The following is a 22,938-nucleotide window of genomic DNA, read 5'->3' on the forward strand; positions in this document are numbered from 1 at the left end:
TAGACTGCCGCTGCTCGCGGGAGTGGTGGAATCGGTAGACACGCAGGATTTAGGTTCCTGTGCCCCAGGCGTGAGGGTTCGAGTCCCTCCTTCCGCACCGACCGTTGCGTGCTCGCGCATCTCATACCACCGAGGGACGTCCGCGTCATCGGCGGACGGTACCCTCGTCGTGCGGGTGACCCTCCCGTCACCGCATCTGCACGACCGGAAGAGACATGCACTCCGTCGCACTCGCCCTGATCCCATGGCTGGATCCGCAGTACATCCTCGACCACTTCGGGGCGGTCGCCGTGCTCGTCGTCTGTGCGATCGTCTTCGCCGAGACCGGTCTGCTGATCGGCTTCATCTTCCCGGGCGACAGCCTGCTCGTCATCACCGGCCTGTTCGCGTTCGACCGCGGCGGCGAGATCGGCGGCATCCCGATCTGGGTCGCGGCCCTGATGATCGGCGCGGCGGCGTTCCTCGGCGGAGAGCTCGGCTACTACATCGGCAAGAAGGCCGGTCCGCCGATCTTCGAGCGCAAGGAGAGCGGTCTGTTCTCCAAGGCGAACGTCGAGCGGACCAACGCGTTCTTCCACCGGTTCGGCCCGCTCGCGGTGATCCTGGCGCGCTTCGTGCCGGTCGTCCGCACCTTCGCGCCGATCGCCGCCGGCGTCGGCCGCATGGACTACAAGAAGTACTCGCTCTACAACGCGATCGGCGCTGTCGTCTGGGGCGTCGGCGTGACGTTCCTCGGGTACTTCATCGGGCACATCCCGTTCGTCGCCCACATCGTGCGCGAGTACATCGACATCATCTTGCTCGCTGCCGTCGTGGTGACCGTCGTGCCGATGGCGCTGACCTACATCCGGAACGCCCGCAAGGCGAAGAAGCACGAGCACCAGGCCGAGTCGACGGCCGTCGACCCGCAGCTGTAGCTGTCGCTGTCGCCGGACCGGACGCGACAAGCCCACACCGTTCGGTGTGTGCCTGTCCTCGTCGCGGGTGGGCGGTTCAGAGCCCGAAGTGCTCCCGCACGACCGGCGCGATGCCCCGGAACGCCTTGCTGCGGTGCGACAGGGCGTTCTTCTCGTCGCGGGTGAGCTCGGCCGACGAGCGGTCGGCGTCGTCCGGCCGGAACACCGGGTCGTAGCCGTGTCCGCCGTCGCCGACCGGCGCGGTCAGCACCTCGCCGTTCCACACCGCCTCGACCACGTGCTCGAACCCGTCGGGCGTGACGAACGCGGCCGCGCACACGAAGGCGGCGGTGCGCTCCACGACGCCGTCGAGGTTCTGCAGCAGCAGCGCGATGTTGTCGGCGTCCGACCGGGTGCCCGCGTACCGCGCCGAGTGGATGCCCGGGGCGCCGTCGAGCGCGTCGACCGCGATGCCGGAGTCGTCGGCGAGCGCCGGCAGTCCGGTGTGGGCGACCGCGGCACGGGCCTTGATCAGGGCGTTCGCGGCGTAGGTGTCGCCGTCCTCGACCGGCTCGGGGCCGTCGTAGCCGACCAGCTCGACACCCTCGCCCAGCGCCGACCCGAGGATCTCGCGGAGCTCGACGACCTTGCCCTGGTTGTGGGTGGCCAGGACGACGGTGCCGGTCACGCGAGCCCCAGCACGGTCTTCTGGATCGCCGCGAGCGACTGGTTGCCGGCCAGGCCCAGGTCGAGCAGGACGTTCAGCTCGTCGCGGTCGAACGGCGCGTGCTCGGCGGTCCCCTGCACCTCGATGAACTTGCCCGACCCGGTCGTGACGATGTTCATGTCGGTGTCGGCGGCGGAGTCCTCGGTGTACGCCAGGTCGAGCATCGGCTCGCCCGTGACGATGCCGACCGAGATCGCCTGCACGCTGTCGGTGAGCGGGGTGGCCCTCTTGCCGATGAAGCCCTTGCCGCGGCCCCACTCGATCGCGTCGACCATCGCCACGTAGGCGCCCGTGATCGACGCTGTGCGGGTGCCGCCGTCGGCCTGCAGCACATCGCAGTCGATGACCAGGGTGTTCTCGCCGAGGGCCTTCGTGTCGACCACGGCACGGAGCGAACGCCCGATCAGCCGGGAGATCTCGTGCGTGCGGCCACCGACCTTGCCCTTGATCGACTCGCGCTGCATGCGCTCGTTCGTCGACCGCGGCAGCATCGAGTACTCGGCGGTGACCCAGCCGGTGCCCTTGCCGGCGAGCCAACGGGGCACGCCGTTCGTGAACGAGGCGGTGCAGAGCACCTTGGTGTTGCCGAACGAGATGAGCGCGCTGCCCTCGGCCTGCGTGCTCCACCCCCGCTCGATGGTGACGGGACGGTGTTCCTCGGCCTGGCGGCCGTCGATGCGGGTGGTCATGGTGTCCTTTCGGTCCGGCCTGGAGGCGCGGTGCGGGTCATCGGAGCGGGCGGCGGCTGGCGGCTGGTCGCCGCTCAGGCCCGCCCACGGGGCAGCGTGATGGCGCCGGTCTCGAGGTGGCCGACGCGGACGATCTCGGGGCCGAGGAACCGGCGGGCGAGCCGCAGGAACCCGTCCTCGTCGTCGCCGGTCGACTCGAACGAGTACGTCGGGGCGGTGGTGGAGGTGCGTTCGAGGCCGTGCTCGACGAGCCGGCGGTACACGTCGTTGGCGGTCTCCTCGGCACTCGACACCAGGGTGACGTCCGGGCCCATCACGTACTGGATGGCCGCGGACATCAGCGGGTAGTGGGTGCAGCCGAGCACGAGGGTGTCGACGTCGGCGGCGCGGATCGGGTCGAGGTACCCGGCGGCGACCTCGCGCAGCTGCGGCGACGAGGTGTCCCCCGCCTCGACGAACTCGACGAACCGCGGGCACGCCGCCAGGGTCAGGCTGACGTCCGAGGCGACCGCGAAGGCGTCCTCGTAGGCGCGCGAGGTGATGGTGCCGACCGTGCCGATGACGCCGATGCGCCCGGTCCGGGTCTGCTTCACGGCGGCGCGGGCAGCGGGCTGGATGACCTCGACCACCGGGATGCCGTACGCCTGCTCGTACCGTTCGCGGGCGTCGCGGAGCACGGCCGACGACGCGGTGTTGCAGGCGATGACGAGTGCCTTGACGCCGAGTTCGACCAGGTCGTCCATGACCTCGAGCGCGTAGCGGCGGACGTCGGCGATGGGCTTCGGGCCGTACGGCGAGTGCACGGTGTCGCCGACGTAACGGATGCTCTCGCGCGGCAGTTGGTCGATGATCGCGCGGGCCACCGTGAGCCCGCCGACCCCGCTGTCGAAGACTCCGATCGGTGCATCCGTCACGGTGACCAGCGTACCGACGCTCGCAGTAGTGTCGGGGAGGTGACCAGCGCGCTCCTGACGGACCAGTACGAACTCACCATGGTCGACGCGGCCCTGAAGGACGGCACCGCCCACCGGCGGTGCGTCTTCGAGGTGTTCGCCCGGCGGCTGCCCGACGGTCGTCGCTACGGCGTCGCGGCCGGCCTCGGCCGGTTCCTGACCGCCCTCGGCGACTTCCGCTTCGGCGACGACGAGATCGGGTTCCTGCGCGACCGCGGGGTCATCGACGAGGGCACCGCGGCGTTCCTCGCCGACTACCGGTTCACCGGGGACGTCCGGGCCTACCGCGAGGGCGAGGTCTACTTCCCCAACTCCCCGATCCTGCAGATCGAGGGCACGTTCGCCGAGGCCGTCGTGCTCGAGACGCTCGCCCTGTCGGTCTTCAACGCCGACTCCGCCATCGCCTCGGCCGCCGCGCGCATGGTCTCCGCTGCCGACGGTCGTCCGCTCGCCGAGATGGGCTCCCGCCGCACCGGCGAGTGGAACGCCGTCGCCGCAGCACGGGCCGCGTACATCGCCGGCTTCGGCGCGACGAGCAACCTCGAGGCCGGTCGCACCTGGGGCATCCCGACGATGGGCACCGCGGCGCACGCGTTCACCCTGCTGCACGACTCCGAGGAAGAGGCGTTCCGGTCGCAGCTCGACGCCCTCGGCAACGGCACGACGTTGCTCGTCGACACCTACGACATCGAGCAGGCCGTCGAGACCGCCGTCCGGCTGACCGACGGCAAGCTCGGCGGTGTCCGCATCGACAGCGGCGACCTGCCCTCGGTCGTCGCGGCCGTGCGGGCGCAGCTCGACCGGCTCGGCGCGACCGACACGAAGATCACGGTCACGAACGACCTGGACGAGTACACGATCGCGGCTCTCCGTGCGGCCCCGGTCGACTCGTACGGCGTCGGCACCTCGGTGGTCTCCGGCTCCGGACACCCGGCCGCCGGCATGGTCTTCAAGCTCGTGGCGCACCAGTCCGCCGACGGCGACGACTGGGTCGCCGTGGCGAAGAAGTCAGCGGACAAGGCCTCGATCGGCGGGCGCAAGGAAGCCGGCCGACGCCTGCGCAACGGTGTCGCCACGGCCGAGGTCGTGCTCACCGCCGGACAGGTCGGCCCCGACGAGCGCGCCCTGCTCGTGCCCGTGGTCACCGGCGGCGTGGTCGATCCGGCGTTCCTCGGAGCACAGGGCGTCGAGGCCGCGCGGGCGCACCACAAGCGGGCGAAGGCCGAGCTGCCGGCGGACGCCGCGCGCATCGGTCGCGGCGACCCCGCGATCCCCACCCTGGTGATCTGAGCGGTCTGCGGACGCAGACGACGGACGGGAGGCCCGTGGCGGCGTCGCCACGGGCCTCCCGTCCGTCCTGGGGTCGCTGCTACTCGGACTTCATCTTCTCGTAGATGGCCTTGCAGTCCGGGCACACCGGGAACTTCTCCGGGTCGCGGCCCGGGATCCACTTCTTGCCGCACAGCGCCTTGACCGGCTTGCCGGACAGGGCGGACTGCAGGATCTTGTCCTTCTTGACGTAGTGCGAGAACCGCTCGTGGTCGCCGGGTTCGATCGCTTCGTCTTCGAGGAGCTTCTCGAGCTCCCGGTCCATCACGTCGAGGCCGCCGCCTGGTTCCGTCATGCTCATGGGTCCAGGGTACGACGGTCTGCGTGCGTTGCGCTCGTTCCGGAACGCTAGTTGCGCTGCGCCGCGGCCAGCAGGTCCGGGCCGCGCCGGTCGAACAGCCGCCCGCCCGCGAAGATCCCGATGACGAGCACGACCACGCCGACCCCGATGCCCACTGCGAGCGTCAGCATCGACCACGGCTCGGCGCCGCGGACGAAGGCCAGCACCGCGAGCCACGCCGCCGGGACGGTGCAGAGCACGATGCCGATCACCATCATCGACTGCGCGACCGTCGCCGTCACCCCCGCGGCCTGTGGCTGCTGGAACGGGTGGTCCCCCGGCCGCACGGTCGGGTAGGGCAGCAGGACGGACACGACGCTCGACAGCCCGAGTCCGGACAGCAGGGCGCTGGCGCTCACGCCGATCAGCAGCGGGAACACCGTCCAGTCGTCGAACAACCAGGCGGACACCGCCGAGCCGGCCACGATCGCCGGCGCACCGACGACGAGCACCGGGACGACACGGCCGAGACGGTCGCTCCACCCAGGAGCCCCGGAGGCGACGTGCAACCACACCGCGGTGTTGTCGTACGAGACGTCGTTGTGCGGCAGGAACCCGGCGATCAGCGCCATGAGCGGCAACGGCACGAGCGCGGTCCAGTGCCACGGCACCCCGGCGACCCCGAGCGGGATGACGACGAGCGGGACGAACAGGATGATCAGGTACGAGGTGCGGTACCGCGGGTCGCGCACCCAGTAGGTCAGGGCGCGGGCGGCGACGGCGGCGACCGGGGTCGAGCCGAGCCGGTCGAACCAGCCGAGCCCCTGGTAGCGCCGGGTCCGGGTGCGACCGTCGACGGTGTCGAGCGCCCGACCGACGAGCGCCCACCACGCCCAGGTCAGCAGGGCGACGACGGCGACCGCGACGAGCAGCTTGAGGAACCCGGTGCCGGCGTGGCCGCTGGCGACCTCGGCGGGCACGGCCCAGGCGGCGCCCCACGGCGTCCACCCCGCGACGTCCGCGACGCGCTGCATCTCGGTGCCCTCGGGGTCGAGCCAGTCGACGCGGAGCAGTAGCGAGACCGCCGGGATCGCGAGCACGATGATCACGAGCGCGACGAGCCACCCGGCGTCGCGGGACCGGTGCGGACCGATCAGCCGCGAGCCGACGGTGCAGCACACGCGGACCAGGAGCGCGCAGGTGGCGATCGCGAGCAGGCCGCCGATCACCGCGAGCACACCGGTGCCGGCGTCACGCGCCCAGGCGACCGACTGGGCGACGGCCACGACGACGACCCCGATCACCGGGACGCCGATCAGCCCGGCGACGACGAGGCCGATCGCGAGCCCGCGACGGCCGATGCCGAACACCGCGAAGCGCCGCGGGTCGAGCTGGTCGCTCCGTCCGACGACGAGCGGGACGACGGTGAACGCGAACGCGATGAGCGTGCCGACCGGCACGGTGACCGCGCGGGCCGTGTCGGGGTCGGCGGAGCGCAGCGCGACCGTCTGCGTCGCGACGAACACGGCGGCGAGGAGCCCGACGAGGCTGCCGAGCACGACGAGCACGGACCGGCGGGCGCTGCCGCGGACCTCGCCCGCGAGCAGGTCGGCCCTCAGCCGGAGAAGCTGTGCAACCATTCCATGCTCTCTGCCACGACGCGGCCGCCCGCGAGTTCGACGAACTTGTCCTCGAGGCTCTTGCGACCGCGCACCTGGGCCATGGTCCCCGAGGCGAGGACCTTGCCGCCGACGATGATGGCGACGGAGTCGCAGGTGCGCTGCACGAGCTCCATGGAGTGGCTGGAGAGCACGACGGTGCCACCGCCGCGCGTGTAGCGGCGCAGGATGTCGGTGATGGTCGCAGCGCTCACGGGGTCGACCGACTCGAACGGTTCGTCGAGCACGAGGACCCGCGGCGAGTGGATGAGCGTTGCGGCCAGGGCGATCTTCTTCGCCATGCCCACCGAGTAGTCGGCGACCTGGCGACCGAGCGCCTCGCCGAGCCCGAACGCCTCGGCCAGGTCGGTGCTGCGCTCACGGGCCGTGGCACCGTCGAGACCGCGCAGGGTGGCCGAGTAGTAGAGCAGCTGCGCACCGGTGAGGCGGTCGAACAGCCGCAGGCGGTCCGGCAGCACGCCGAGGCTGCGCTTGGCGGCCGTGGGGTCGGCCCAGACATCGTGGTCCAGGACCGTCACGGACCCGGCGTCGGGACGCAGCAGACCGGTGATCATCGACAGGGTGGTCGTCTTGCCGGCGCCGTTGGGGCCGACCACGCCGAAGATCGAGCCCTGGCGGATCTCGAGGTCGACCTCGTCGACGGCGAGCGTCTGCCCGTACCGCTTGACGAGGCCGTCCGCGGCGAGCACGACGGGCTGCAGCTTCTGCTGGGCCTTGGACGCGGTGGCCCGAGGAGCACGCTTCTTCGCGGCGGGGCTGGACGCGGTGTCGGTCTCCGGTGCGTCGGTCTCCGGTCCGCCCTGCGCCGTGTGCGCGGTCGCGTCCGTCGCGGACGTCGCGGACGTCGCGTCGCTCGCCGCGGAGCCGGGAGGCACGGTGCCGGTCGCGCCGACGGCCTTCGCCGGTCGCTTGGTGCGTTGCTTCGTCGTGCGGGGCTTGGCAGGTCGGGCGCCGGTGGTCGTCGTCGGGGCCGCTGCCGCGGCACGCGCTGCGGTACCGGGCGCTGCGTCCGACTGCGGCTCGGTGACCGGATCGGTGTCGGCGGCCGTGGTGTCGGCGGCCGTGGTGTCGGCGGCCGTGGTGTCGTCGGTCATCTCGTCATCAACGGAGGCGTCGCGCGCATCCGGATCCCCCATGTCGTCGTCGTCGGCGTCGTCCCCCGCCGCGGCGTCCACCCGATCCGCGGCACGCTCGTCGGCGTCCTGCTCGTCGGTGTCACTCGCTTCGGTCATCCAGGCAGCGTCGGTCGTGGCGTACACGTCCTCGTTCTCTGCTCTGGCGGCCATCGCCCAACCGTACCAACGCTCTCCGGACAGCGGGGAACCGCCCGCTCCAGTGTCACGAAATGAGTACGAAGCGCGGCAGACCTACCCCTTGAGCGGGTGTTTCCGTATCATTCACCAGGGCACGAAGGAGTGTTCACCACTTGGAAACCTGCTCCGGCGGGCTCTCCGACACCGCGCAGCAGCCGGCCCCCGTGGCCCTCGGCGTCCGGTTCTCGGCGAACTCGGACGTTCCGCGAGCAGACTCGACGAGGCCCGCCCGTGCCCCAGGGCGCGCGGGCGGACACCAGAAGGGACCAGCATGACCACGCAGATCGTGATCCTCGCAGCGGGGATGGGCAGCCGGCTCGGCCGCAGCCTGCCGAAGCCGCTCACGGAGCTCAGTGACGGCCGCACCATCATGCAGCAGCAGTTCGACAACATCCGCGCCGCGTTCGGTTCGAGCGCCCGCGTGACGATCGTCGTCGGCTACAAGTCGGAGCACATCGTCGAGGCCTTCCCCGACGCGTCCTTCGTCTACAACGAGTCCTACGACTCCACCAACACCTCGAAGAGCCTGCTGCGCGCCCTCAAGGCGACCGGCAAGAGCGGTGTCCTCTGGATGAACGGCGACGTGGTCTTCGACCCGATGGCGCTCGTCCGTGCGGCCGACATGATCGACGAGGACCACTCGTTCGTCAGCGTCAACACCGACAAGGTCTCCGACGAAGAGGTCAAGTACACCGTCGACGCCGAGGGCTTCATCCACAAGCTCTCCAAGCAGGTCGTCGGCGGGCTCGGCGAAGCCGTCGGCATCAACTACGTGTCGGCGAACGACAAGCAGGCCCTCATCCGCCAGCTCGGTCGCGTCGACGACCAGGAGTACTTCGAGGGCGGCATCGAAGCTGCCATCGCCGAGGACGGGCTACGCTGGTCCCCGATCGACATCTCGGACCTGTACGCGGTCGAGATCGACTTCGCCGAGGACCTCGAGCGCGCGAACAACCTGTTCGCCTGAACCTCCGTCAGGACCCCTTCGGCGGTTCCGCCCGAAGGGAAACCGTGACCACAGCGAGCGCGCCGACCGTGCCCACGGCTGCCGCACCAGCGGCGACCCGGAGCGCCGGTCGGCGCTATCGTCATGCCCTCTGGCTGCTGACCGTCCGCGATCTCCGCGTCCGGTACTCGACGTCGGCGCTCGGGTACGTCTGGTCGATCCTCGACCCGCTCGTGATGTCGGCGATCTACTGGTTCGTCTTCACCCAGGTGTTCCACCGCGGCTCGGTCGGTGAAGACCCGTACATCGTCTTCCTGCTCTCCGCGCTGCTGCCGTGGATGTGGTTCACCGGGGGCGTCTCGGACTCCACGCGGGCGTTCATCAAGGAGTCGAAGCTCATCCGCTCGACGACGATCCCCCGCACCATCTGGGTCGCGCGGATCGACGCGTCGAAGGGCATCGAGTTCCTGCTGAGCCTGCCGGTGCTGGCGGCGTTCGCGATCGCGACGGGTGCGCACCTGCACTGGCAGGTGGTCTTCTTCCCGCTGGCGATCGTGCTGCAGTGCGCGCTGGTGTACGGCCTCGGCCTGATCGTCGCGCCGCTCGTCGTCTTCTTCCGCGACCTCGAGCGTGCGACCAAGCTCGTCCTGCGCTTCCTGTTCTACGCATCGCCGATCATCTACGGCACGCACGCGCTGCCCGACGCCCTGCGACCGATCGCCGCGGTCAACCCGCTCACCGGTATCTTCGGGATGTACCGTGCCGCGTTCTTCCCGAGTCAGCTCGACTGGTTCGAGGTCGGGGCGTCGGTGGTCATCACGAGCATCGTCCTGGCGATCGGCTTCGCGGTGTTCCGACGCAGCGAGCACCGCGTGCTGAAGGAGCTGTGATGACCGCCACCGACCAGACCCGACGCACCGAGACCATCGCACCGGTGATCTCCGTGCGCGACGCCGGCATCTGCTTCAAGCGCAACCGACGTGCGAGCCGCAACTTCAAGGACCTCTTCGCCGGACGCGGCCGCCGCAAGCGTGCCGACGAGTTCTGGGCGCTCCGCAACGTGTCGTTCGACGTCCGTCCGGGCGAGGCGATCGGCGTCGTCGGTCGTAACGGTCAGGGCAAGTCCACGCTCCTGAAACTCGTGGCCCAGGTGATGCTGCCGGACGAGGGCCGGATCGACGTCGGGGCCGGTGTCGCGCCGCTCATCGAGATCACCGGTGGGTTCGTCGGCGACCTGTCCGTCCGCGACAACGTCTACCTCACCGCCGGCCTGCACGGCATGTCGCGCGCCGAGATCCGTGCCGCCTTCGACGAGATCATCGACTTCGCCGAGATCGCGGATTTCGTCGACACCCCGTACAAGCACCTGTCGAGCGGCATGAAGGTGCGCATCGCGTTCGCGGTCATCTCGCGGCTCGACGAGCCCGTCATCCTGGTGGACGAGGTCCTCGCCGTCGGCGACAAGGCCTTCCGCGAGAAGTGCTACAAGCGGATCGAGGAGCTCCTGGCCGGCGGGCGGACGCTCTTCTTCGTGTCCCACAGCGACAAGGACCTGCGCCGCTTCTGCGACCGCGGTCTGTACCTCGACAAGGGCCGGCTGCAGCTCGACGGCACCATCGAGGAAGCGCTGGCGCAGTACTCCGCCGACTACGGCGTCTGACCGGTCGGGTACTCCCCCTCCACAACCAGGGCACCACGGTGTCCCCTCCACAGCGACGGGTTCCCCGGTGCTGCGCCGGGGCCCCACCGTCGGACCCTCCCCTTAGCGTTCCCCCCATGCACCACCCAGCACCCGCGTACGCCGTCCCGTTCACCATCGACCGCTCGCAGGCCCCGCGCCGGTACGACCTCGTCAACACCGGGGACGAACCGGTCGACGGGCTGACCCTCACCCACCTCGGCAACGGCTACAGCCCGCCGTTGGCAGTGCACCGGCTCGAACCGGGTCGACGTCTGTCCGTCGCCGTGTTCGGCGCGGATCCGCAGGACACCGGCGTCGTGATCGTCCGCTGGCGCCGCCCGGACCGCTCCGAGTACGTGTGGCGGATGTCACTGGTCGGTCAGGGGCTGCACCCGTGACCGTGTCCGGCCGGGGCTCAGCGTTCGCCGCGCTCGGCAGCGACGGTGCGCCAGCGCTCCAGCAGCCACTCGACGGCGGCGTGGAACCGGGCCGTCGCGGCACCGGGCGTGGTGTCGCCGAAGTAGCGCGCAACCCACTGCTGCAGCTTGGCGAGCTCGGCGGCGTCCCCCACGGCGGCGTCGATCCGCGCGAGCACCGACGGTGCGTCGGCCGCGGTCAGCCAGTTGGCGTCGCTCAGGTAGCCCCGCTCGTCCACGTCCGCCTCCGGCGACACCGGGCGGGTCACGATCAGGGGCTTCCCGACCGCCAGGCGGTCGTAGATCATCGCGCTGATGTCGGTGATCGCCACGTCGGCGTCGGCCAGCTGCCAACCGAGCTCCCCGCCCTCGTCGTGCACGTGGTGCGCGGTGGGGTCGGCCGCGTTCGCCGCCGTGATCGCCGCGACGATCCGCTCGTGCGCAGCACGGTACGCCGGGTCGAGCACGCCGCTCCGCGGGTGCGGTCGGTACACCAGGCGGTGCCGGGGCGACGCGAGCACCTGCTCGGCGATGGTGGTGCCGTGAGACGCGATCGAGCCGTACGCAGCGGCGCCGCGGTCGCCCTCCCACGTCGGTGCGTACAGCACGACGGTGCGCTCGTCGGCGGGGTACGGTGCCGCGCCGGCGAAGTGGTCGGCCTGGGGGCGGCCGATCGCGATGGTCCTGGCGTCGAGGTCGTAGTCCCACAGCGCCTCGGCGAGCCGGCCACGCGCGGCGTCCCCGGCGATCAACGCGTAGTCGTACGCCTTGAACTGGTTCGTCGTCATGTACATCTTGTCGCTCTCGCCGTGGTTGACGAAGACGTGCCACATGCGCCCGTACCGCATCATCTGGAAGTTGCGGGCGTTCTGGTTGACGTACAGCACCACCTTCGGCGCCTGGGTCTCGACGAACTGCTCCAGGTCGACGACCTGACGGGCGTACACCGCGGGGACCGGCGACTCGTCGATGAGCGTGGTCATGGTGCCCGGGCTGCGCGCGATGATCGCGACCGGGTGCGTCTTCGCCAGTTCGGCCAGCGGCGCGTACCACTGGCGCACCTGGTACATGTTCACGGGGCCGTCGGCGAAGTACACCGCGATCTCGACCGTGCCGGGCGCCGGCACCGGCACCGACGGCAGGCGACGGGCGAGCGCCCGGCGACTCCGGCGCGAGGCGAGCAGGCGCTGGGCCAGGCGCACGGCGGTCCGCACGTCACTGGTGATCGGCATGGACTGTCTCCCGTTCTGCGGTGGCGGTGTGGTTCGGAGCGGTCAGACGACGGGCGGGCGCCCGGCGAGCGTCATCCGTGCGACGGTCAGCCAGCTCATCGGTCGGGTCGGCCCGCAGTCGGTGGTCCATCCCTCGCGGATCCCGGCGAACCAGGTCGCCAGGCGTCGCGGGTGCCGCCACCAGCGCGCGACCTGGATCGCGGCCCACGAGCCGACGTAGAGCGGCCGGAGCGGTGCCGGCAGGTTCCGTCGGGCCAGCCACACCCGGTTGCGGGCGTTCAGGCGGTAGTACTCGGTGTGCCGCGCCGGGTCGATGGCCGGGTGGTGGGCGACCAGGTCGCCGGCGTACCAGGCACGTCGACCGGCGTCCCACACGCGCCACGCGAGTTCGATGCCCTCGTGCGCGTAGAAGTACTCCGCGCCCCATCCCCCGACGACCCGGTACACGTCCATCGGCAGCACGACGGCGCCCTCCCACACCGAGAACACCGGCGACGAGTGGTCTGGCTCGCCCTTGCGGATGCGCGGGACCCAGCGCCGCGGATTGGCGGCACCGGTCGGGTCGACCACGCGCGGCTGGAGCAGTCCGAGCGAGGGGTCGCGTTCGAAGCGTCCGACGGCGTCCTGCAGGAACGTCACCGAGGGGATCGAGGCGTCGTCGTCCAGGAAGAACACGTAGTCCCCGTCGACGACCGCGGCACCGGCGTTGCGGCCAGCCGGGATCCCGAGGTTCTCCGGCAGCGCCAGCGTCCGCACCCCTTCCGGCAGGCCGGTCGGCTCCCAGCCGTTGCCGACGCAGACCACGTCGAGTTCGACGCCCTGCTGCGCGAGCACGCTGTCGAGCCCGCGGCGCAGGTCGTCGGGCCGGGTGCCCTGCGACAGGCTCACGACGGCGACGCGCGGTCGCTGCGGGTGCGCGACCGCGTGGCGACGAACGGTGCTCGGGGTCACCGCGTCGTCGGTCATGCCTTGACCCGCTTGGACGCGATGATCGCCAGGAAGTGCCCGACGGTCGCCAGCACCGCCAGGGGCAGCAGCGCGCCGACCAGGATCCGGCTGGCGAGCGTGTCGCCGATCGCCAGTCCGATGAGCGCGAACAGGAACGCGAGCATGCTGAGCTCGACCGAGTGGTACAGGCGGTGGAACGGCAGGAACCGGGCCAGGCGGCGGAGCGAGGCGAGCTTCCGGCCGGACGGCGCGGTCGAGGCGTCGCGTCGGTCGACGAGCTTGTCGAGTCCCGCGTTCGCCCGGGCGACGTGCACCATGTCGTTGAGGGCCTTGTTGAGCACGATGACCAGACCGAGTGCGCAGCCGATCGTGGTCCACATCCAGTCGGCGCCGTGGATCGGCCAGGTGGCGGCTCGGATGCCCAGCGCGACCGGGATCAGTCCCTCGGTCGTGTAGTGCCCGACCTTGTCCAGGAACACCCCGGCGGGCGAGCGGGTGCCACGCCACCGTGCGACCTCGCCGTCGCAGCAGTCCACGAGCATCTGCAGCTGTCCGAGCACCAGGGCGAGCGCTGCGCCCCAGATGCCGGGGATGAGCAGGGCCGCGGCGATGCTCCACCCGACCAGGATCATCAAGCCGGTCACCTGGTTGGCGCTGACGCGGGTCTTCAGCAGCACCCAGGTCAGGTAGGGCGAGACGTCGCGCAGGTACAGCGAAGCCGTCCAGTGCTCGGCGTTGGCGCGGGCGCGGACCTCGTCCGGCTGGGCGACGGCACGCAACTCGGCGATCGACGTCGGGCGTGCGGAGCCGCGGCCGTGGGTGGCGTGGTCGGTCATGGGGTCACCGTCCGGTGTGGGTGGTCAGCTCAGAGGTGCGGGTGAGGAACCCGATGATGAAACCGAGCCCCCATCCCACGTGGATGCAGGGCAGCACCACGAGCAGCCAGAGGAAGGTCGCCACCCCGGACCGGCGCGCGACGGCGACCGACCCGAGGACGACGAAGAGCAGGTACACGGCGGGCACGGCGAACCCGAGCAGCGCCCAGGCGACCGGGCTGCCGAGGGCCGCACCGACGACACCGACGACGCCGGCCAGGATCCCGACGGCCATGGCGGCGACCATCGCGGGCGGCACGAAGTACCGCAGGCCGTTGTTCGCGGGGAACCGACGGGCGAGCTCGCCGCGCCACAACCCGGTCGCGACGAACTGCCGCACCAGGCGCTTCAGGCTCGGCCGCGGGCGGTAGGTGACGACCAGCTCGGGCGTGAACCACACCGTGCCGCCGGTCTGGCGCAGACGCCGGTTGAGTTCCCAGTCCTGACCGCGCTTGATGCCCTCGTCGAACAGGCCGACCTCGAACAGGCGGTCGCGACGGAAGACGCCGAGGTACGCGGTCTCTGCGGGGCCGGCGGTCCCACCGACGTGGTGCGGGGTGCCGCCGAGTCCGACGCGGCTGCCGTACGCCAACGCGACGGCCCGCTCGAACGGGCTGCGGCCCTCGGCGCGCATGATGCCGCCGACGTTGTCCGCACCGGACTCGAGCAGGGTGCGGACCGCGATGCGCGTGTAGTCCGGGGGCAGCACCGAGTGCGCGTCGACGCGGACCACCACGGGGTGCACCGACGCCGTGATCGCGACGTTCAGTCCGGCCGGCGTGGAACCGACCGGGTTGTCGATCGCCCGGATGCGTGGGTCGGCCGCGCTCATCTCGGCCACGAGTTCGTTCGTACCGTCGATCGAGGGGCCGAGCGCGAGGATGACCTCGAACACGCCGGTGTAGTCCTGGTCGAGCAGGCTGGCGACCGCAGCGCGGACCTCGGTGACCTCGTTGAGCACGGGCATCACGTACGAGACGCCCGGCAGGGGCTGTCCGTCTGTCTGCATGCGTACCTCGGGGTGCTGGCTGGGTGCACGGGACGCACCGGGGCGGTGCCGCCCCGCAGAGCGACCATGAGCCTATCAAGACCCGAACCCGGAACCTGCGGGGCGCCCGCGACGCGACCCGCCGACGGACGGGAGGCCCGGCGCACGTCGTGCACCGGGCCTCCCGTCGTGTCCGTGGTGGCGTCAGCCCTTGCTGTCGTACGTGCCCAGGGTCACGTCCGCCTCGCGGGTCTGGCCGTTCCGGAGGTAGCTGATCGTCGTCGATGCGCCACCCGCGAAGTAGCGGACCTGCGCCGTCAGGTCGGTGGCGTCCGAGACGGTCGCCGAACCGATCTTCGTGACGACGTCGCCCTTCTGCAGACCGGCCTTGGCCGCCGCACCGCCGGACGAGACCGACTTGATGAGCGCACCCATCTGGGTCGCGCTCGCGTTCTCCGAGGCGTCGCCGACGGTGGCACCGAGCAGGCCGTGCGTGGCCGAGCCCTTGTCCTTGATCTCGTTCGCGACGCGCTTCACCAGGTTGGCTGGGATCGAGAAGCCGACGCCGATGCTACCGGCCGCCGAGTCCGACGACGACGAGCTGCCAGCCGAGGCGATGGCCACGTTGATGCCGATCAGCTTGCCCTTCGCGTCGAGCAGGGCTCCACCGGAGTTGCCCGGGTTGATCGACGCGTCGGTCTGGATGACGGGCAGCGAGACCGTCGTGTTCGCGGACGAGCTGCTGCCGTTGTCGCCGTTGCCCCAGAAGTCGAACGGACCGCTGCCGCCGTTGCCGCCCTCGTTGGAGTCGCCACCCTCGCTGGGAGCGCTCGACGTGACCTGGATGCTGCGGTTCAGGGTCGAGACGATGCCGTCCGTGACCGTGTTCGACAGGCCCAGGGGCGCACCGATCGCGACCGCGGTGTCACCGACGTTGAGCTTCGTGGAGTCCGCGAACTCCATCGGCTTGAGGTCGGTCGCGTCGATCTTGATGACCGCGAGGTCGACCGTCGGGTCGGTGCCGATGAGCTTGCCCTCGTAGATCTTGCCGTTCGAGGTCGTCACGGTGATCGAGCCGTTCGAGCTGTCACCGTCGAGCGTCACCACGTGGGTGTTCGTGACGATGTAGCCGTCCTTGCTCATCACGACGCCCGAACCGGTGCCGGCCTCGTTGCTGGACGACACGTTGATCGTCACGACCGACGGCGTCGCCTGAGCAGCGACCGCGGTGACGACGGTCGCGGAGTCGTAGTCGTTGACCGTGAGGTTGCCGCCCTGCGACGAACCGGACGACGACGTGACGGTGCCGCCCTGCGACGACCCGGCGAGCCACCCGGCACCGCCGCCGACCAGACCCGCGACGACCAGTCCGGCGATGACCGGCAGGACGAGCTTGCTACGCCCGGAGCGGGTGGTGGTCGTGGTGGCCGCTGCACCCGCTGTTCCGTCGGCGAAGTAGTGGCCGTTGCGCTGGTTCGCGCCGTCCACGTCGCCGAAGGCGCTCGTGGCGGACTGCGGCGCCTGCGCTGACGCCGTCGCGTACTCCGACGAGGACGCGGGGGCAGCGGCGGAGGTCGGCTGGGCGTACTCGCCGTACCGCGGCTGGCCTGCGGTCGGCTGCTGGCCGTACTGCGGCTGCTGGTTCTGGCCGTACTGGCTCTGCTGGCCGTACTGGCCCTGCCCGTACTGGGACTGCTGGTTCGGCTGGTTCTGGCCGTACTGCGCCTGCTGGCCGTACTGGCTCTGCTGGCCGTACGGGGACTGCTGGCCGTACGGGGACTGCTGGGACTGTCCGTACTGGCTCGGCTGGTCGGCCGCGGGCTGCTGGCTGTACTGGGCCGCCTGGTCGGCCGCGGGCTGCTGGCCGTACTGGGCCGCCTGCCCGTACGGCGAGGTCTGCTGGCCGTACCCGGCCGGCTGCTGGCCGGCATCGCGCTGCTGGTCGCCCGAGAGCGTGGGGTACGGAGCCGTGTAGCGGTCCGTGGGGTGGTCGGTCGCCGACGGGATCACGTCGGTGTGGTCGGCGTTCGTGGCGTCGTCGGACGGAGCCGTTTGCTGCGCGGCGTCGTCGGACCGCTCGGCGTCGTTGAACTGCTCGGAGTCGTTCGGCATCGACGTGTTCCCCTTCGTGGCCGCTGCGGCGGCGTCCTCACTGGCGGCAGGCGATGCCGCATCGTCCGGACGGCGGTCGTCGCCCTGCCCGTTGGGCGTGGTGTCGGTCATGCTGGACGTGCTCCTTTCAAGCTCGTGCAGTCTGTCGCAACCACCTGAGCGGTGCTTCTGGCGACGCTGGAAGCATCCTCTGCCGATCTTATGCGTGGGCTGTGGGTCCGTTCCCGGATCGCCGTCGGACGGCCAGCTAGGTTGGGGTCCGTTCAGCGCGACACGTCGTCGCCGTCACCGGAGGGAACCACATGCGGCAGGCAGGACCCTGGTTGCGAGCAGCCGAGGGAGCGATGCTCCTGGGACCCGACGGCGTCCCGGCGCCCACCGTCTTCGCCGAGATGAGCGCCCTCGCCGCGAGCACCGGCGCGATCAACCTCGGGCAGGGCTTCCCCGACCAGGACGGCCCCGCCGAGGTGCTCGAGGCCGCCGTCCGCGCCATCAGGGACGGCGTCAACCAGTACCCGCCCGGACGCGGGACAGCCGACCTCCGCACCGCCGTGGCCGAACACCAGCAGCGGTGGTACGGCCTCGGGGTCGACCCCGACCGACAGGTCCTGGTCACCGCCGGCGCCACCGAAGCCCTCGCCGCGACGCTCCTCGCCCTGGTCGAACCGGGCGACGAGGTCATCACGTTCGAGCCGTTCTACGACGCCTACGGTGCGCTCGTCCGACTCGCCGGCGGCACCCACGTCACCGTGCCCCTCACCGCTCCGGACTTCCTGCCGGACGAGGACACCCTGCGCGCCGCGTTCACCGACCGCACCCGCGTCGTGCTCGTCAACACGCCGCACAACCCGACCGGCCGGGTCCTGCCCGACGAGGTCCTGCGCACGATCGTGGAGCTCGCGACGCGGTACGACGCCCTCATCGTCACCGACGAGGTCTACGAGCACCTGACGTTCACCGTCCCGCACACGCCGATCGCGACACTGCCCGGAGCCGCCGAGCGGACGGTCTCGATCTCGAGCGCCGGCAAGACCTTCAGCACCACCGGTTGGAAGATCGGCTGGCTCACCGCTCCCCCGACGCTCGTCGACGCGATCACCACGGTGAAGCAGTACCTGACCTTCGTCAACGGCGCACCGTTCCAGCCGGCCGTCGCCGTCGGACTGCGGTTGCCCGACGCCGTCTTCGCCGGGATCGCCGCCGAACTCGCCGCCAAGCACGAACTGCTCGCCTCGGGGCTCCGGTCAGCGGGCTTCGACGTCATGCGGCCGGACGGCGGGTACTTCGTGATCGCCGACACCGCGCCGCTCGGGTACGACGACGCACGGGCCTTCTGCCTCGAACTGCCCGCCCTGGCCGGGGTCGTCGGCGTGCCGGTGTCGGCCTTCGTCCGGCCGGACCACGCCGCGGGCTACCGGTCCCTCGTGCGCTTCGCGTTCTGCAAGCGGCGCTCCGTCCTCGCGGACGCCGCCGACCGCCTGGCACAGTTGGCCTCTGGCGCGTAGCGAGACGGTCCGCCCGTGGGAGGACGTTCCGCGCATGGGAGGACGTCCCGCGCATGGGAGGACGTCCCGCGCGTGGGAGGCCGGATGTTCCTGCTCTCCACGCGCGTTGTGGCATTGCAGGGCGACCGCGATGGGACGGAACGCGCCTGTCAGGGGCGAGCCGTGCCTCCAGGCTGGGCGCGCACCGCGACGTCGTACCGGCGGAGTGCCAGCGACGGGTTGTCCTGCCGGACCGCCTCGGTCACGGCGGTGTCGACGGTCGCGACGAGCGTGCCGGGCGAGGAGCCGGCCGACGCCACGGCGACACCGGAGGGGTCGAGCACCACCGAGGCGCCGATGCCGATCGGCGGCGTCTGGCCGACACCGACGACCCACACGGTGTTCTCGATCGCCCGCGCGGTGAGCAGGGTCCGCCAGTGGTGCTCCTTGCCGGGGCCACGCACCCACTCGGCCGGCAGCACGACGACGTCGGCCGCACCGTGCTCGGGTGCAGCCAGCCGGCGGGTGACCTCGGGGAAGCGCAGGTCGTAACAGGTCTCGAGCCCGATCCGGAGGCCTTCGAACTCGAAGACCGGCAGCTGCTCCGGGTCGCCGGACTCGATGCGGTCGGACTCCCGCGACCCGAAGGCGTCGTAGAGGTGCACCTTCCGGTAGGTCGCCGCGAGCTCGCCCGTGGGGAGCACCGCCACCAGGGTGTTGCGGAAGCGCGTGGGTACGTCCGCGGGCGCGGCGCCGGTCGTCACGGCGCCGGTCGTCACGGCGCCGGTCGTCTCGGCGCCGGTCGTCTCGGCGTCGGTCGTCTCGGCGTCGGTCGTCTCGGCGTCGGTCGTTTCGGCGATCCCGACGACGAGCGCGACCCCGGTGTCGCGGGCGATGTCGCGGAGCCCGGAGACGAACGGGCCGTCCAGCGGTTGCGCTGCGGCGACGAACCGGTCGTCGATGTCGGCGGTGAAGTACGACGAGTACTCCGGCGTGACGAGCAGGGCCGCTCCCCGCGCCGCTGCGTCGGCTGCGGCGGTCCGGACGGTCTCGAGGTTGGCTTCCGGGTCGTCCACGGGAGCGAACTGCGCGGCGGCGATCGTGAGGGTGCCCATTCGCCGAGCGTACCGGCGGGCTCCGGAACGCACGCGTGATGGAACAGGTCCACGAACGAGGAAAGCCCCGGTCCATTCGGACCGGGGCTTTCGTGTGACGCTTGGTTGCGGGGGCAGGATTTGAACCTACGACCTCTGGGTTATGAGCCCAGCGAGCTACCGAACTGCTCCACCCCGCGGCACGTTGAATAGCCTACACACGGTCGTGGCGGGGCACAAATCGTGTGCCCCGCCACGGCGTGTCAGCTGCCGTCTTCGGCTGCGGTCGCGGCCTCGATCGCGGCCTGCAGGCGCTTGTCGGCCTCGGCAGCGGCCACCAGATCGTTGTCGGCGTAGGCGTCCTGACGGTCCTGCAGTGCGGCCTTCGCGTCGGACAGCGCCTTCTGGAGCGCGTCGTTGTCGACGGTGCCCGAGCCGGACGAGCCACCGGTCGAACCGGAACCCGAATCGGAGCCGGAGCCGGCATCGGACGAGCCCGAACCGGAGTCGCTCCCCGAACCACTGGCATCGGAGTCTCCGGCAGCAGCACCCGAATCACCGCCGAACAGCGAGTTGAGCGCCTCGTCGAGGGTGTCCTCGAACGCGATCTTGTCGCCGAACGCGACGAGCACCTTCTGCAGCAGCGGGTACGAACCGCTCGACGTCGACTGGACGTACACGGGCTGCACGTACAGGAAGCCGCCGCCGACCGGCAGGGTGAGCAGGTTGCCCTGCTTCACCGTCGAGTTGCCGCGCTTCAGGATGTTCAGCTCCTGCGACACCGTGGTGTCCGAGTTGAACAGGTTCTGCACCTGCGCCGGGCCCGGGATGTTGTCGGTCTTCGGCATCGTCAGCAACGTGAGCTTGCCGTAGCCCGACGCCTTCTTGCCCTTGCCCGCACCTCCCGCGTCGGAGTCGGCGGCCAGGTACCCCGTCAGCACGTTGCGGTTGTTCGCACCGGCGGATTGCTGAGGGATGTAGGTCGTGTACAGGTTGTACGCGGTCTCCTGCCCCGGCACCTTCATCGTCAGGTAGTACGGATCCTGCAGGTTCGCCTTGCTCGCGGTCGTCGTCGTCTGCGCGCCCAGGGCGTTCGTGGTCGTCGACGTGTCGGCGGCGCTCGCATCCGTGTCGGTCGACCCCGTGGTGGTGGGTTCCTGTGGCGTGTTCCACGCGTCGTCACCCGAGTAGAACGAGTTCGCGTTCGTCACGTGGTACGTGCCGAGGATCGACCGCTGCACCTTGAACAGGTCCGTCGGGTACCGGACGTGGTCCAGCAGCTCGGCGCTCATGCTCGACACCGACTTCACCGACGTCGGGAAGATCTTCTCCCACGTCTTCAGCACCGGGTCCTTGGTGTCCCACGCGTAGAGGGTCACCTTGCCCGTGTAGGCGTCGACCGTGGCCTTCACCGAGTTGCGGATGTAGTTCACCTGGTCGGTGCGGTACGCCGAGGACTCCGAACCGGCGATGCTGTCCGACAGGCTCTGGCTCTGCGAGTACGGGTAGGCGTCGCTCGTCGTGTAGCCGTCGACGACCCACTGGATGCGGTGGTCGACGATCGCCGGGTAGGCGTCGCTGTCGACCGTCAGGTACGGAGCGACCTTCTGGACACGCGTGATCGGGTCGCGGTCGTAGAGGATCTGCGAGTCCTTGTTGACCGCGTCCGACAGCAGGACCTGCTCCGACTGGAACTTCGCCGCGTAGACGAGTCGGTTGAAGAAGTTGCCCACGCTCGGTCCGCCGTCGCCGGAGTACGTCGTGGTGGCGTTGCCGCCGTTGTCGTCGTCGGATCCGGACGGGTAGTCGAGCTCGACGTCCTTCGAACCCTTCGGCGCGCCGACGATCGAGTACGCCGGCGAGGTCTCGCCGAAGTACACGCGCTGCTGGAAGTCACCCAGCGCACCGTTCGAGGGGATGCCCGACTCGAGGAAGACCGGCTTGCCGTCGCTCGCGCGCTGGTTGCCGAAGGCCGCGGTCACGCCGTAGCCGTGGGTGTACACGAACGCCCGGTTGTACTGGGTGTTCGCGGCGGAGCTCAGGCCGTCGAGGTCGATGTCACGCACCGCGATGACGGTGTCCTCGGTCTCGCCCTTGACGTCGTACCGGTCGACGTCGAGCTCGTCCGGGAACTGGTAGTACTGCCGGTACTGCTGCAGCTGGCTGAAGGTGTCGGAGACGATCTTCGGGTCGATGAGGCGGATGTTCGCCGTCGTCTGGGCATCCTGCGCGAGGGCGCCGGAGCTGGCCTCGGTCGTGGCGTCGTAGTTCTGTTCCTTGACGTCGGAGACACCGTAGGCGTCACGCGTGGCCTTGATGTTCCGCTCGATGTACGCGGACTCGTAGGTACGCTCAGAGGGCTTGACCTGCAGGCGCTGGACGATCCAGGGGTAGACGCCCCCGATGACGATCGCGGCGACGAGCAGCAGGCCGGTGCCGACGATCGAGATGCGCCAGCGGCCGATGACCGCGGTGACGATGAACAGGATCGCCACGATCGCCGCGATGCCCGCCATGATCTCGCGACCCGGGATGACTGCGTTGACCTCGGTGTACTGCGCGCCGGTGATGAGCGAGTTCGACTTGGTGAGCGCCGCGTACTGGTCGAGCCACAGGCTGACCGCCTGCAGCGCGATGTAGAGCGCGGCGGTGACGGCGAGCTGGATGCGCGCGGCACGGGAGATCCGGACTTCACGTCCCCCGAAGCGCAGCGCGCCGTACAGGTAGCAGGCAGCGAGGGCGGCGAGCCCCGCGATCAGCACCACGGCCGACGAGTACGCCACGATCGAGCGCCAGAACGGCAGTTCGAAGACGTAGAAGCCGATGTCCAGGCCGAACTGCGGGTCCGTCTTGCCGAACGGGGTCCGGTTGAAGTACTCGAGCACCATGCTCCAGCGCCCCGAGGTCGACAGCCCGGCGAAGATGCCGAGCACCACCGGGATGCCGATCATGACTGCGCGGCGCAGCGGTTCGATGACCTGCTGGTACCGGTCCAGCTGCGAGTTGAGCTTCGCGTAGACCGGGCGGTACCGGAAGGCCAGCCCGATGCTCAGGAAGACGGGCACCGCCATGCCCAGGAAGCCCGCGAGGAACATCAGGGTCCCTGCGATCCACCGCGTCGTGAGGACCTGCTGGAACCCGAGCTGCGCGAACCACGCGTAGTCGGTGTACAGGCTGGCGAAGATGAAGAAGCCGATCACCAGTGCGGCCAGCACGATGATCGTGACCACGATCGGGACCCGCGGCGAACGCCGCCCCGAGGTGGACGAGGTTGTCGTCACTTGATGTGCTCCAGA

At 70.4% G+C, this 22,938-nt stretch carries 20 protein-coding genes and 2 tRNA genes; 8 read left to right on the forward strand and 14 right to left on the reverse strand.

Annotation, left to right across the window (positions count from 1 at the left end):
- Positions 1-16 precede the first annotated feature (16 nt).
- Positions 17-97 (forward strand) — tRNA-Leu (locus tag ABH929_RS16340).
- A 118-nt stretch (positions 98-215) separates the two neighbouring features.
- Positions 216-917: a DedA family protein gene (locus ABH929_RS16345; RefSeq protein WP_205464149.1), complete on the forward strand. Its 702-nt coding sequence runs from the start codon at positions 216-218 to the stop codon at positions 915-917.
- Positions 918-993: 76 nt separating this feature from the next.
- On the opposite strand, the gene rdgB is transcribed toward ABH929_RS16345, so the two are convergent.
- The 3 genes from rdgB to murI all read right to left on the reverse strand — a co-directional run bounded on the left by rdgB (position 994) and on the right by murI (position 3,226).
- Positions 994-1,584, reverse strand: a complete 591-nt coding sequence (gene rdgB, locus ABH929_RS16350; protein WP_123340733.1) for an RdgB/HAM1 family non-canonical purine NTP pyrophosphatase — start codon at positions 1,582-1,584, stop codon at positions 994-996.
- Positions 1,581-2,312 (reverse strand): ribonuclease PH, encoded by a 732-nt coding sequence (gene rph / locus ABH929_RS16355; RefSeq protein WP_404561943.1) that lies wholly within the window; start codon positions 2,310-2,312, stop codon positions 1,581-1,583. Before rph ends, rdgB begins: the two co-directional genes overlap by 4 nt.
- 74 nt (positions 2,313-2,386) lie before the next feature.
- A complete protein-coding gene (gene murI, locus ABH929_RS16360) occupies positions 2,387-3,226 on the reverse strand; it encodes a glutamate racemase (protein WP_111085054.1) in 840 nt (279 codons plus the stop codon).
- Here murI and ABH929_RS16365 point away from each other — a divergent pair.
- On the forward strand, positions 3,218-4,555 hold the full coding sequence (locus ABH929_RS16365) for a nicotinate phosphoribosyltransferase (RefSeq protein ID WP_404562005.1): 1,338 nt from the start codon (positions 3,218-3,220) through the stop codon (positions 4,553-4,555). The two genes, murI and ABH929_RS16365, sit on opposite strands and share 9 nt — an antisense overlap.
- Before the next feature lie 79 nt (positions 4,556-4,634).
- Here the strand turns inward: ABH929_RS16365 and ABH929_RS16370 are convergent, their stop codons facing one another.
- Genes ABH929_RS16370 through ABH929_RS16380 form a run of 3 tightly spaced genes read right to left on the reverse strand, consistent with a single transcriptional unit; the run spans position 4,635 to position 7,839 of the window.
- Positions 4,635-4,895, reverse strand: coding sequence for a DUF3039 domain-containing protein (locus ABH929_RS16370; RefSeq protein ID WP_111033217.1), 261 nt, complete (start codon positions 4,893-4,895; stop codon positions 4,635-4,637).
- A gap of 47 nt (positions 4,896-4,942) precedes the next feature.
- Positions 4,943-6,514, reverse strand: a complete 1,572-nt coding sequence (locus ABH929_RS16375) for an ABC transporter permease (protein WP_404561945.1) — start codon at positions 6,512-6,514, stop codon at positions 4,943-4,945.
- On the reverse strand, positions 6,490-7,839 hold the full coding sequence (locus ABH929_RS16380) for an ABC transporter ATP-binding protein (RefSeq protein WP_404561947.1): 1,350 nt from the start codon (positions 7,837-7,839) through the stop codon (positions 6,490-6,492). The genes ABH929_RS16375 and ABH929_RS16380 overlap by 25 nt, the downstream gene beginning before the upstream one ends.
- Before the next feature lie 298 nt (positions 7,840-8,137).
- Between ABH929_RS16380 and ABH929_RS16385 the strand changes: the two genes are divergently transcribed.
- From ABH929_RS16385 to ABH929_RS16400, 4 genes are all read left to right on the forward strand, one after another.
- On the forward strand, positions 8,138-8,833 hold the full coding sequence (locus tag ABH929_RS16385) for an NTP transferase domain-containing protein (protein ID WP_111085011.1): 696 nt from the start codon (positions 8,138-8,140) through the stop codon (positions 8,831-8,833).
- A 44-nt stretch (positions 8,834-8,877) separates the two neighbouring features.
- Positions 8,878-9,702: an ABC transporter permease gene (locus ABH929_RS16390; RefSeq protein ID WP_404561949.1), complete on the forward strand. Its 825-nt coding sequence runs from the start codon at positions 8,878-8,880 to the stop codon at positions 9,700-9,702.
- Positions 9,702-10,472 (forward strand): ABC transporter ATP-binding protein, encoded by a 771-nt coding sequence (locus ABH929_RS16395; protein WP_205464143.1) that lies wholly within the window; start codon positions 9,702-9,704, stop codon positions 10,470-10,472. The genes ABH929_RS16390 and ABH929_RS16395 overlap by 1 nt, the downstream gene beginning before the upstream one ends.
- 116 nt (positions 10,473-10,588) lie before the next feature.
- Positions 10,589-10,891 carry a hypothetical protein gene (locus tag ABH929_RS16400; protein ID WP_111085009.1) on the forward strand — a complete coding sequence of 101 codons (303 nt, stop codon included), beginning with the start codon at positions 10,589-10,591 and terminating at the stop codon, positions 10,889-10,891.
- A gap of 17 nt (positions 10,892-10,908) precedes the next feature.
- Here ABH929_RS16400 and ABH929_RS16405 read toward each other — a convergent pair whose 3' ends face one another.
- The 5 genes from ABH929_RS16405 to ABH929_RS16425 all read right to left on the reverse strand — a co-directional run bounded on the left by ABH929_RS16405 (position 10,909) and on the right by ABH929_RS16425 (position 17,175).
- On the reverse strand, positions 10,909-12,141 hold the full coding sequence (locus ABH929_RS16405) for a CDP-glycerol glycerophosphotransferase family protein (RefSeq protein WP_263089406.1): 1,233 nt from the start codon (positions 12,139-12,141) through the stop codon (positions 10,909-10,911).
- Between the two features lie 42 nt (positions 12,142-12,183).
- Complete coding sequence (locus ABH929_RS16410; RefSeq protein WP_404561952.1) at positions 12,184-13,107, reverse strand: glycosyltransferase family 2 protein; 924 nt, start codon at positions 13,105-13,107, stop codon at positions 12,184-12,186.
- Positions 13,104-13,925, reverse strand: a complete 822-nt coding sequence (locus tag ABH929_RS16415; protein ID WP_404561954.1) for a CDP-alcohol phosphatidyltransferase family protein — start codon at positions 13,923-13,925, stop codon at positions 13,104-13,106. The genes ABH929_RS16410 and ABH929_RS16415 overlap by 4 nt, the downstream gene beginning before the upstream one ends.
- Before the next feature lie 4 nt (positions 13,926-13,929).
- Positions 13,930-14,973, reverse strand: coding sequence for a glycosyltransferase family 2 protein (locus ABH929_RS16420; protein ID WP_123294079.1), 1,044 nt, complete (start codon positions 14,971-14,973; stop codon positions 13,930-13,932).
- A 183-nt stretch (positions 14,974-15,156) separates the two neighbouring features.
- Positions 15,157-17,175 (reverse strand): S1C family serine protease, encoded by a 2,019-nt coding sequence (locus ABH929_RS16425; RefSeq protein ID WP_404561957.1) that lies wholly within the window; start codon positions 17,173-17,175, stop codon positions 15,157-15,159.
- Between the two features lie 191 nt (positions 17,176-17,366).
- Here ABH929_RS16425 and ABH929_RS16430 point away from each other — a divergent pair, with 191 nt between their 5' ends.
- On the forward strand, positions 17,367-18,569 hold the full coding sequence (locus ABH929_RS16430) for an aminotransferase class I/II-fold pyridoxal phosphate-dependent enzyme (RefSeq protein ID WP_404561959.1): 1,203 nt from the start codon (positions 17,367-17,369) through the stop codon (positions 18,567-18,569).
- 149 nt (positions 18,570-18,718) lie between these two features.
- Here the strand turns inward: ABH929_RS16430 and ABH929_RS16435 are convergent, their stop codons facing one another.
- From ABH929_RS16435 to ABH929_RS16445, 3 genes are all read right to left on the reverse strand, one after another.
- The gene (locus ABH929_RS16435; RefSeq protein WP_404561961.1) at positions 18,719-19,663 is read right to left on the reverse strand and encodes a carbon-nitrogen hydrolase family protein; all 945 of its coding nucleotides are present in this window, start codon (positions 19,661-19,663) and stop codon (positions 18,719-18,721) included.
- Positions 19,664-19,765: 102 nt separating this feature from the next.
- Positions 19,766-19,842 (reverse strand) — tRNA-Met (locus ABH929_RS16440).
- A gap of 63 nt (positions 19,843-19,905) precedes the next feature.
- A complete protein-coding gene (locus ABH929_RS16445; RefSeq protein ID WP_404561962.1) occupies positions 19,906-22,872 on the reverse strand; it encodes a UPF0182 family protein in 2,967 nt (988 codons plus the stop codon).
- Positions 22,873-22,938: the final 66 nt, after the last annotated feature.

Origin of the sequence: Curtobacterium sp. AB7 (assembly GCF_044909335.1) — a bacterium.
In the GTDB taxonomy this organism is placed as follows: domain Bacteria; phylum Actinomycetota; class Actinomycetes; order Actinomycetales; family Microbacteriaceae; genus Curtobacterium.

Excerpts from the sequence above, each read along its gene's own strand:
- ABH929_RS16345 (WP_205464149.1), top strand. The coding sequence starts at position 216 with ATGCACTCCGTCGCACTCGCCCTGATCCCATGGCTGGATCCGCAGTAC.
- rph (WP_404561943.1), bottom strand. The coding sequence starts at position 2,312 with ATGACCACCCGCATCGACGGCCGCCAGGCCGAGGAACACCGTCCCGTC.
- ABH929_RS16370 (WP_111033217.1), bottom strand. The coding sequence starts at position 4,895 with ATGAGCATGACGGAACCAGGCGGCGGCCTCGACGTGATGGACCGGGAG.
- ABH929_RS16375 (WP_404561945.1), bottom strand. The coding sequence starts at position 6,514 with ATGGTTGCACAGCTTCTCCGGCTGAGGGCCGACCTGCTCGCGGGCGAG.
- ABH929_RS16380 (WP_404561947.1), bottom strand. The coding sequence starts at position 7,839 with ATGGCCGCCAGAGCAGAGAACGAGGACGTGTACGCCACGACCGACGCT.
- ABH929_RS16385 (WP_111085011.1), top strand. The coding sequence starts at position 8,138 with ATGACCACGCAGATCGTGATCCTCGCAGCGGGGATGGGCAGCCGGCTC.
- ABH929_RS16395 (WP_205464143.1), top strand. The coding sequence starts at position 9,702 with ATGACCGCCACCGACCAGACCCGACGCACCGAGACCATCGCACCGGTG.
- ABH929_RS16400 (WP_111085009.1), top strand. The coding sequence starts at position 10,589 with ATGCACCACCCAGCACCCGCGTACGCCGTCCCGTTCACCATCGACCGC.
- ABH929_RS16405 (WP_263089406.1), bottom strand. The coding sequence starts at position 12,141 with ATGCCGATCACCAGTGACGTGCGGACCGCCGTGCGCCTGGCCCAGCGC.
- ABH929_RS16410 (WP_404561952.1), bottom strand. The coding sequence starts at position 13,107 with ATGACCGACGACGCGGTGACCCCGAGCACCGTTCGTCGCCACGCGGTC.
- ABH929_RS16415 (WP_404561954.1), bottom strand. The coding sequence starts at position 13,925 with ATGACCGACCACGCCACCCACGGCCGCGGCTCCGCACGCCCGACGTCG.
- ABH929_RS16420 (WP_123294079.1), bottom strand. The coding sequence starts at position 14,973 with ATGCAGACAGACGGACAGCCCCTGCCGGGCGTCTCGTACGTGATGCCC.
- ABH929_RS16425 (WP_404561957.1), bottom strand. The coding sequence starts at position 17,175 with ATGACCGACACCACGCCCAACGGGCAGGGCGACGACCGCCGTCCGGAC.
- ABH929_RS16430 (WP_404561959.1), top strand. The coding sequence starts at position 17,367 with ATGCGGCAGGCAGGACCCTGGTTGCGAGCAGCCGAGGGAGCGATGCTC.
- ABH929_RS16435 (WP_404561961.1), bottom strand. The coding sequence starts at position 19,663 with ATGGGCACCCTCACGATCGCCGCCGCGCAGTTCGCTCCCGTGGACGAC.